Source organism: Kaarinaea lacus, from assembly GCF_975902315.1.
This window is the reverse complement of sequence record NZ_CDLKIE010000386.1, coordinates 1-8,478: the sequence shown is the minus strand read 5'-3', so window position 1 is coordinate 8,478 and position 8,478 is coordinate 1. Positions and strand designations below refer to the sequence as shown.

At 44.3% G+C, this 8,478-nt stretch carries 6 protein-coding genes; all 6 read left to right on the top strand.

Going from position 1 to position 8,478, the window contains the following annotated elements:
* Nucleotides 1–468: 468 nt before the first annotated feature.
* Complete coding sequence (locus ACWVCM_RS12400) at nt 469–891, top strand: hypothetical protein (protein WP_455202068.1); 423 nt, start codon at nt 469–471, stop codon at nt 889–891.
* A 545-nt stretch (nt 892–1,436) separates the two neighbouring features.
* Complete coding sequence (locus tag ACWVCM_RS12395) at nt 1,437–1,745, top strand: copper-binding protein (RefSeq protein ID WP_455202067.1); 309 nt, start codon at nt 1,437–1,439, stop codon at nt 1,743–1,745.
* Between the two features lie 232 nt (nt 1,746–1,977).
* On the top strand, nt 1,978–3,138 hold the full coding sequence (locus ACWVCM_RS12390; protein WP_455202066.1) for a hypothetical protein: 1,161 nt from the start codon (nt 1,978–1,980) through the stop codon (nt 3,136–3,138).
* 143 nt (nt 3,139–3,281) lie between these two features.
* Entirely contained in the window at nt 3,282–4,595 is a 1,314-nt protein-coding gene (locus tag ACWVCM_RS12385; RefSeq protein ID WP_455202065.1) for a TolC family protein, read from the top strand.
* Between the two features lie 2 nt (nt 4,596–4,597).
* Nucleotides 4,598–6,166: an efflux RND transporter periplasmic adaptor subunit gene (locus ACWVCM_RS12380; protein ID WP_455202064.1), complete on the top strand. Its 1,569-nt coding sequence runs from the start codon at nt 4,598–4,600 to the stop codon at nt 6,164–6,166.
* A 163-nt stretch (nt 6,167–6,329) separates the two neighbouring features.
* Nucleotides 6,330–8,478: efflux RND transporter permease subunit (locus ACWVCM_RS12375; RefSeq protein ID WP_455202063.1), on the top strand; the 2,149-nt coding region annotated here is incomplete at its 3' end.

The window sequence follows — 8,478 nt, the reverse complement described above, 5'->3', positions numbered from 1 at the left end:
CGTACCAAACGTCAGCTGGCCGACGAATGTCATACTTTATAATCAAATTAACCAGAGGGATTAAACTTGTAACCACACGGATTCGTACACAGGAATTTAAAAAGTCCTGTTTAGTTTTATAAATACAGCATTCAGGTTTGGTACGTACGATGTCTAGTAAAAAAGAATGTAAAAGAAGGAACTACGTGTAGTGTAACTACCTACTGTTAAGGCTTTTCTGCTTTATTGGGTAATTTGCGCTATAAAAATTCAGCAGAAATTACCAGGTACCGCTTGCGCGTGGGCAAGAATTCCTTGCGCAGATGCGATTTAAAATGCTGATGCTAAGCGGCTAAAAACTTTAAAACTATTCGTAATTTTTTACATAAATGCGTGTCTATATCTGTATATTTTTTGATAGAAAACTATAAGCAATAAATTCACAAAAAGTAGTTGATCAGAAGCCAAACAAATTGCATACTGAACAACATGAAATCACGACTCAATGACATTCCAATTATCAAGTCAGTTCCCTCTTATGTCGGGGCAACTCACTTTAACCGTGTGCGTTTATCCCAGATCCGCTTAGATAATTCGTTACGCCTGGAATTGTTCAGTTTGCGTGGGCTGGACATTGTTATTGATGACGATGCCTGGGTTTGTATCGATCGTACCCTGGGTGATTTGCCAGTGCTGGCATGGACAGATTTCGACAAGGACTGCCGTAAAGGTTTGCATCAGCCGGTACCATGCAAGCTTCGTTTTTACCACAATCATGCCGATCTTATTTGCGGTACTGTGCTTGATGATTTGGGAAGAATCCTGGAGCGTCGTTTATCCAAACTTCGTTATAAATCATCTCGAAAGATAGTTTACCTACGTAGAATACGCCGCACTCGTAAATACACTTAAGTAATATTCCTTATCCCTTCCAGACTAAACTCATTCGATCATTCCACAGCTAAGGGGTGACATTTTCTTATCTCATTTCGCGAATTAACCTCACATTTTATTTGTTGATTCACTGTCTGCCATTTGATAAATATTACGCTTATTGTTTACCGACGGAACGGTAAGCAAAAATAAAAATAATATTTGACCGGAGTAGGGGCATGGTCACGGGGCGTATAACAATAAATTGTTATGAAATGGACTTTACTGTTGGTGTGTTGCACTGCGCAGTTAATGCTATCGCTGTAGGTTTTACTTTACTAACCTCTGTGGTAACTGATGTCGTTCACGCAATTTTTCATCCCATTAGTCTAATCCCTTCTTTGCCTTTTCTATTCCGAAAACATCTGGAAGTTTTTTGCTGCGGATATTGCAGTGAGCCTTAAGCTTTAACCTGTCGTTGGTTAATGCCTGATTAAGGGAGAATCAGAAATAATAACGCCGCAATTTATTATTGCGGTTTTTTAAATGTATCAATCGAGCGTTCAATGAGAGGAGTGCTTAAAATGAAAAAACTAGTAATAGCATTAGTAGTTTGCTTTGGATTTATTATCGGACAACATGTATGGGCTGGTGATGAGCATGCAGCAGAAGGAGTAATTAAAGACATAAAAGCTTCAGATAACAAATTAACCATATCTCATGGTCCTATTAAAACATTGGGGATGGATGGAATGACTATGGATTTTGTGGTTAGCGACCCTGGCATGTTAGAAGTTGTGGAAAAAGGTCATGCGGTCAGCTTTGTTATTGAAGTGGACAAAAAAGGAAATTTTATTATTACCGATATTGAAGATAAAGGCATGGCTAATTAGTGATCATTATGACCGCTATGCATTTACTCACTAAAGCATAATTAGTAAACCTTTATTAATAAAGAAAATTGCGCGTTTTTATCATAATCGCCGAATGATTTAATGGAGAAATGATAATAATACATTGGATGTATGTTTTACCCGTTAACTAACAAATACTAAACCAGTGTACGTGCCGTAGCGGGGGCATATAGGGTGTGCAAGTAGGTTTGTATAAGAAGGAGAGGTAATAATGTCAATTCTAAAAAAAGGGCGGCAATCCTTAATTATATCAGCAGTAGCTTCAGGTCTATTGGTATTAGCACCAATTACCAGGGCGGCTGATGAGCATTCGCATCATGATCATAGTGCCATGGATCATTCGCAAACTGCTCAGGCAGGTCAGCATGTTCATCATGCCCATGGCAAAGGTAGCTGGATGATTGAGGTCCAGTTAATGCGCATGGATATGGATGGATTATTGCGGGGATCAGATAGTGTGAGCACACGGGATATTAGTGGTGCCTTGGCAAATCCTACGCCACCACCTGCAGCGATGAAAAGACCAGATCTACCTTACATGATGTCACCTACCACAATGACCATGGATATGGGCATGTTGATGGGTATGTATGGTTTTACGGACAAGTGGACCGGTATGCTGATGTTGAACTATCTGCAGAACGATATGGATATGATAATGCATATGTATATGGAACCAACACCGGGTACTTATATGCCCATGATGGATATGACGGGCAGCATGGAGACCAGTGGTGTTGGTGATACTGAAGTGGGTGCCATGTATACCATTAATAAAGAATGGACAGCTGCATTATCTTTAAGTATTCCCACTGGTAGTATTGATGAAAAAGTCGATATGACCATGTGTGGTGTAAACTTGGTGGGTGCAACAGTATGCGCTACCAATAACGGTATGCCGGGTTCCATGCAAGCGCCTTATGCCATGCAGTTAGGTACCGGCACCTATGACTTTATCCCGGCTGTCACCTATAAAAGCTATGCCGGTAGCTGGACCTGGGGAGGGCAGGCAGAGTGGCGGATCCATACGGGCACCAATGATAACGAATATACCTGGGGTGATCGCTTTGAGATCGATGCCTGGGGTAAATATGCCATCAACAACACCTGGGGTGTCGGTGCGCGTCTGGATTATTTGAATGCTGACAGTATCAGTGGCAAGGATCCCAATATCAATCCGATGATGGCGCCAACGTCTGATCCGGCAAACTATGGTGGGTCACGCGCTGATTTATCACTGGGTATTACTGCAATGACAGGTGGTCATACTTTTGGATTGATGTATGGCGTGCCGGTATACCAGGATGTGAACGGCATCCAGATGGAGGTTAAATCCATTTGGTCGCTGTCTTATCAGTACATGATGATGTAATCCATGCCTATATACGCCTTCTGGATAGCTGTAGAATAACATGCTATTCAGAAGGCGTATTTCTTCTGCTAAACTGCTGAACTGATTAACTACCGTACCAAAACCAAGAACAGGCGGTAACTGGTTTTACAAAGGGGAGGGTTGTGAAAGGTTATTTAAGCAGTGGTTTTATTCTTCCAGCACTACTTCAATTAGCGCATCGCATTATTGCTAGTTTACTGGCTGCGGTATTTCTACTTATTGTATCTTGTGTATCCTTCGCTGCAGATACTGACATGCTGTCTTTATCTCAAGCAGAAATGATGGCATTACGTAATGATCCAACCACCAAACAGGCCAGGGCACAACAGGATAGTTTTCGGGAAAAATCAGTCGCAGCCAATACCTGGCCAGACCCTAAATTAAATATGGGTATCGTCAATATTTCAGCCAATACCATGGATTTTCAAAAAGAGCCCATGACGCAGGCCGTGGTGGGGCTCACTCAAATGTTTCCTCCCTGGGGTGCTGTTGGTGCGAAAAGCGGTCAGTTGCAAAGCATGTCAGATGCTATGGGGCACGAGGCGAAAAACCGACGCCTGATGACGCTCGTCGGTGTACGAAAAAGTTGGCTGGATGTCTATCAGCAATTCCAGTCAATCAAGATTGTAGAAGAGAGTCTGGAAGTATTCGGTCAATTTATCAGTGTAACCCAGTTTCAATACCGCGCCGGCCGTGGAAATCAGCAGGATGTGATTCGGGCTCAGCTGGAGCAAAATTTACTGGAAGATCAACTTAGAGATACCGAAGCCAGCTATGAGGCCGCAGTCGCGGTGCTCACCAGGTGGCTAGGCCTTGAGCGAGTGAATAAAACCCTGGATATGCAGTTTCCGGGGTTAACCAAGCTCCCGTCAGAAAAGCAGATTTTGTCCAATCTTGAGCAGCATCCTACTGTTCTGGCTCGCAAAATGCGTGTAACCGCTGCCGAAAATGGTGTAAACTACGCTGATTCACAGTCTAATCCCGGCTGGGCATTAACAGTACAGTACGGTTATCGTGCTGAAGATAATTTCGGGCGGCCCCGGGATGATTTGCTAACCGCGATGTTGCGCTTCGATTTACCGTTGTTCACGGGTAAGCGTCAGGATCGACTGGTTTCGGCCAGCAAGTCCGATGTAATTGCTAGCAAGCAGGAACTCGACGACTGGCGACGCGAAATTAAAATGCGTTTAGAGAAAACCATGGCTGTGTACAATCGCGCTGACGAGCGTGTGCAGTTATACCAAGGATCAGTATTACCACATTCCGAACAAAACACCGAGGCAACTCTGAATGCCTATAAAAGCGGTGTGACGGACTTCAATGTGTTGGTGCGCGCGCGCCTGACGGAACTTAAAAGCCAGCTGCAATTTGTAAAGTTGAACGTAGAACGTGCTAAAGCGCAGGTTGAACTGTTGTATCTAGCTGGGGTCGATTAAGTATGATTTCAAATTCGCGACGTAATAAAACGCGACCTGGAGTGTCTCCGGGCAAACCGGGTAATGTGCATTACAATCCGTACTCCGGACATAAACCGCCTGGTAGCTCTAGGCAAACCATGTACAAGTTCAAAGGTATCGCCCAGTTTACAGTTGCGGTGATTGTTGCCGCAATACCCATCAGTTTTTATCTTGTACAGCCCAGTGATATACAAAAGGCTTTTGCGTCGAATGAAAAAGACTCGGACATCAAGCAAATCATGTCCACCCTGGGCGGTAGCATAAAAGAAAAAGCCGGCAATGTTTTTGGTGGTGACAAGACAATGAAGGTGCAGGCGACACCATTATCAAGTAGCCAGTCACAACGACAACCATCCCAGAACATACAAACTCAACAGCCCCAATTAGCTGAGTCCGCTCCGCAAATATCAGAATCCCTGCAGAACGTTCAGGATGATACCGCGATGGAGCATGCAGCGAAACATGCTAATCCTAATTACATCTGTCCCATGCATCCCGACGTTATCGATACTGATCCCAATGCGATATGTCCTATCTGCGGAATGGATCTCGTTCTATTAGAGGCAGGTGGTGAAGCCGGAACAGTGAAACTAACACCTACTGTAATCAATACGCTTGGTGTGCGTACGACCAAAGCAAAAAAGCGCACCTTGTTTCGTAAGATTGACAGTGTCGGCTACGTAGAGTTGGATGAGAGCAAATTGCGCACCATTAATCTGAGAGTAGAGGGATGGATTGAGAAACTGTACGTTAAAACAGAAGGTGATCGTGTTGAAGCGGGTCAGGTTCTGTTCGAGTTGTATTCGCCCAAACTGGTAAACGCTCAAGAAGAGTATGTTCAGGCATTGAAGCACAATAATCTTTTATTACTCAGTGCTTCGAAAGAGCGATTGATTTCCCTGGGGGTATCTCTGGAACAAATTGAAATGCTACAGACCAAGGAAGATGTTAAACAGCATGTGGTATACCATGCACCTCAAACAGGTTTTGTATCCAAACTAAAAATTCGAGAAGGACAGTTTGTTAAACCTTCGCAGACAGTTCTTGAAATTGTTGATCTGAGTACGGTTTGGGTGATTGCAGAAATTTTTGAATCACAAGCTGATTGGGTTAAGAAAGGACAGCGTGCCAAGGCATCCATGCCTTATCTGCCAGGTAAAACCTGGGAGGGTATGGTTGACTATGTGTATCCGAGCCTGGACCCTAAAACGCGTAGCTTGAGAGTCCGCCTGCAGTTCGATAATCCGGAAGAGTCCTTAAAGCCAAATATGTATGCAGATGTACAGGTCTTCGCTAAGCCCAAGCGTAAAGTATTGACTATACCGCGAGAAGCTTTGATTGCCACGGGCGATCAGAATCGTGTAATTGTTGCACTTGGCGAAGGTAAATTTATTCCCATGAACGTAAAAGTGGGCATGCGCACAGATCGTGGCGTGGAAATATTGCATGGATTGTCGGAAGGGGATGAAGTTGTTACTTCCAGCCAGTTTCTGATTGATTCAGAGAGTAGTCTGAAAGCCAGTTTGGCTCGTATGGCCGGCGGCGGTTGATTTTGGTTTAGCAGTATCTTTAATAAGTTAAATTAATTTTGGGGTGTGCGCAGGGTAGCGCAAATAATGTTCTTTAGGGAGCTTGTGGTTTTTGGGGAGCCCGTGAGCACATCGGTGGTGTGACTCGAAAACACAATAACAATGACAAGAAGTTTTTGGTACCGTGATTGCTCATATTATTCGTTGGTCTATAGAGAACCGGGCGCTGGTTCTAATCATAACCCTTCTGTTATGTGCATGGGGTGTTTTGTCTGTAAAAAACACACCGCTTGATGCAATTCCGGATCTTTCCGATCTGCAGGTCATCATTAAAACCACCTATCCCGGTCAGTCGCCAGAAGTTGTAGAAGACCAGGTAACCTATCCCATTACTACTGCGATGTTAGCAGTGCCAAAAACCACCGCAGTGCGTGGTTATTCCTTTTTTGGTGATTCTTATGTTTACGTGATTTTTGAGGAGGGCACTGATATTTATTGGGCGCGTTCCCGCGTGCTGGAATACATGAATCAGGTAGCCAGCAAGTTACCCGATTCTGCTCGCGCTTCTCTCGGTCCGGATGCAACGGGCGTAGGCTGGGTTTATCAGTATGTGCTAGTTGATCGCACCGGTACGCATGATTTGTCCCAGTTGCGCAGTTTACAGGACTGGTTCCTTAAGTATGAGTTGCAAACTGTAGATGGTGTATCTGAAGTAGCAACAGTAGGCGGTATGGTGAAGCAATATCAGGTGGTGCTGGATCCTGATCGATTACGGGCTTTTTCTATACCGTTGTCCACGGTGCGAAAAGCAGTACAACGCGCCAACCAGGAAGTAGGTGGTTCTGTTATTGAACACGCAGAAGCGGAATATATGATTCGCGCCAAGGGTTATTTGCAGAGTATTGAAGACCTGGAACAAATCCCTATTTCCACTACCGAACGCGGCACTCCAATTGTATTAGGAGATATTGCGCATATCCGTATCGGTCCGCAAATGCGGCGCGGTATCTCTGATTTTAACGGCGTAGGTGAAGCCGTGGGTGGTATTGTGGTGATGCGTTGGGGTGAGAATGCCCTGAATACCATCGATGCTGTGAAAGAAAAGATTGAGCAATTGCGCAAGGGATTGCCAAAAGGTGTCGAGATCATTGAAGTCTATGACCGTTCCCAGCTAATTCTGGATTCAGTGGACAACCTGCGCCATAAGCTGGTGGAAGAATTTATTGTTGTTGCCGTAGTATGTTTGATCTTTTTATTTCATCTTCGTTCAGCGCTGGTGGCCATCGTTATCCTGCCGCTAGGTATTCTTACATCATTTATTGTTATGGAATGGCAAGGTATCAATGCCAATATTATGTCCCTGGGAGGTATAGCAATCGCGGTTGGAGCCATGGTGGACGCTGCTATCGTGATGATTGAAAACGCCCACAAATATATTGAAAAGAACCAGCTTACAGACACCAACCGTTGGGAGATTATGCGCGTTGCTGCAACAGATGTTGGGCCGGCACTGTTTTTTTCATTGCTGATAATTACGTTGAGTTTTATCCCTGTTCTTACCCTGGAAGCGCAAGAAGGTAAATTATTTTCACCCCTGGCTTTTACAAAAACCTATGCCATGGCGGCAGCGGCCGGCTTATCAATAACTTTAATGCCTGTGTTAATGGGTTATTTTATTCGTGGTCACATCGCTTCCGAAAACAAAAATCCAATTAACCTGTTTCTAATTGCGCTATATAAGCCGGTGATAAAGTTTGTATTAAAGCGCCCAATGTTAACAATAGTATTGTCGATACTCTCTGTTGCAAGTATAGCCATACCGTATCAAAGGCTGGGAACAGAATTTATGCCGGATATTGACGAAGGTGACCTGATGTATATGCCGACAACATTTACTGGTGTTTCAGTCGGTAAGGCCGGGGAGTTGTTACAGGTTACAGATCGTTTAATCAAGATGATTCCCGAAGTGGATACGGTGTTTGGTAAAGTGGGGCGCGCGGAAACTGCGACCGATCCGGCGCCATTAACAATGATAGAAACAACTATTCAGTTTAAGCCTCGCGATCAATGGCGGCCAGGCATGACCACTGAAAAAATTATTAAGCAACTGGACGAGACAGTTAAATTACCTGGTTTAACCAATGCCTGGGTCATGCCCATCAAAACACGAATAGATATGATATCCACAGGCATTAAAACACCGCTGGGTATTAAAATTGCCGGCCCGGACTTGGCAAAAATTCAGGAGATTGGTGAAGAAATTGAAAAGATCGTGAAGCAGGTTCCTGGTACTCGCTCGGTTTTCTCGGAGCGTACTGCAGGCGGTCGTTACG